A 1,552-nucleotide genomic window follows, 5' to 3' on the forward strand; every position below is an offset into this window, starting at 1 on the left:
CTAGGATGACGAAATCGCCATGGACGGCTCGCGTCACGCAGGCGGCTTCGCGCCTGCTCCGCCCTAGGATGACGAAGGCGCTCTTGGCCGCTCGCTTGCCATGACCCTCAATCATCATAGCTGTGCCCTGCCCTCAAGCCGTCGCGCACCCGCGCCGCGATTGCCAAAAACTCCGGGCTCTCGCGGATGTCGAGTGGGCGCTTCCTCGGCAGCGTCGATTCGATGATGTCGCTGACGCGGCCCGGGCGCGGCGACATGACGACGATGCGCGTCGACAGATACACGGCCTCCGGAATGGAGTGGGTGACGAAGCAGATGGTCTTGTTCGTCCGCCCCCACAATTGCAGCAACTGCTCGTTGAGATGGTCGCGAACGATCTCGTCCAGCGCGCCGAACGGTTCGTCCATCAACAGCACGTCGGCGTCAAAGGCCAGCGCACGGGCGATCGAGGCGCGCTGCTGCATGCCGCCGGAAAGCTGCCAGGGATATTTCTTCTCGAAGCCCGAAAGGTTGACGAGATCGAGCGTGCGCTTGATCCGTTCCACCTGCTCCGCCCTGGACAGCCCCATGATCTCCAGCGGCAGCGCGACATTGCGCTCGATGGTGCGCCACGGAAACAGTGCGGCGGCCTGGAAGACATAACCATAGGCGCGCTTCTCGCGCGCCTGTTCTGCCGTCATGCCGTTGACCGATATCGTCCCGGACGTCGGCTTCTCCAGGTCGGCAATGACGCGCAGCAGGGTGGTCTTGCCGCAACCCGACGGGCCGATGAAAGAGACGAACTCACCCTTGCCGATGGTGAGATCGACATTGGACAGCGCCTGCACCGGCCCGTCATTGGTCTGGAAAGTGAGGCCAAGTTTGCTTGCCGCGACGACGGCTGGCGAAATCCCTGTCATCGGTGGGTGCCTGCCTTGTCCCGTCCCTGCGGCGGGATTCCGATTGCTTTTATCGCGATGTTGTTTTCCACTCGCCCAGTCCCATTGAATTTGTCCCACTCGATTGACGCCCGGAGTTTTCCCGATGTCGCCCAAACCGATATGCCATCTTATCCGCCCTGAAAGCACTTATGAAGGCAAGCAGGGATTGACCTATTTCGCCGGCATTGCCGCGGAATCGGTCGGCTCCTCCGGCATCTGCATGCACGTCCTCACCATGCCGCCCGGCGCGCGCGCCAAGGCGCATCTGCACGAGAACCATGAAACCGCGATCTACGTGCTCTCCGGCGAGGTCCACACCTGGTATGGCGACCGGCTCGAGCATCACATCGTCGTCAAGGCCGGCGATCTCTTCTACATCCCGGCCGGTGTGCCGCATCTGCCGGCCAATCTGAGCAACGCTCCCTCTTCGGCCGTCATTGCCCGCACCGACCCCAACGAACAGGAAAGCGTGGTCCTGCTGCCGGAGCTGGATGCGCTGGTTGCGTGACACCGGGACAAGGCGTGGAGGCCGCGCAATCGCTTCAGGCCGGTGCTGCCCCTCATCCGCCTGCCGGTGTCCAGCCGATAGATGGGTAACACTTTGAACCGGATAGATAGGTAACAGTTTTCTC

General features: G+C 62.4%; 2 protein-coding genes. One reads left to right on the forward strand and one right to left on the reverse strand.

The genetic code is table 11. From position 1 onward, the window contains the following. Positions 1–107: 107 nt before the first annotated feature. Positions 108–899: an ABC transporter ATP-binding protein gene (locus FJ938_RS29225; RefSeq protein WP_140608922.1), complete on the reverse strand. Its 792-nt coding sequence runs from the start codon at positions 897–899 to the stop codon at positions 108–110. A 124-nt stretch (positions 900–1,023) separates the two neighbouring features. Between FJ938_RS29225 and FJ938_RS29230 the strand changes: the two genes are divergently transcribed. Next, positions 1,024–1,428, forward strand: a complete 405-nt coding sequence (locus tag FJ938_RS29230) for a cupin domain-containing protein (protein ID WP_140608924.1) — start codon at positions 1,024–1,026, stop codon at positions 1,426–1,428. Positions 1,429–1,552: the final 124 nt, after the last annotated feature.

It is taken from the genome of Mesorhizobium sp. B2-4-14, from assembly GCF_006442155.1.
Classification (GTDB): domain Bacteria; phylum Pseudomonadota; class Alphaproteobacteria; order Rhizobiales; family Rhizobiaceae; genus Mesorhizobium.

Excerpts from the sequence above, each read along its gene's own strand:
- FJ938_RS29225 (WP_140608922.1), bottom strand. The coding sequence starts at position 899 with ATGACAGGGATTTCGCCAGCCGTCGTCGCGGCAAGCAAACTTGGCCTC.
- FJ938_RS29230 (WP_140608924.1), top strand. The coding sequence starts at position 1,024 with ATGTCGCCCAAACCGATATGCCATCTTATCCGCCCTGAAAGCACTTAT.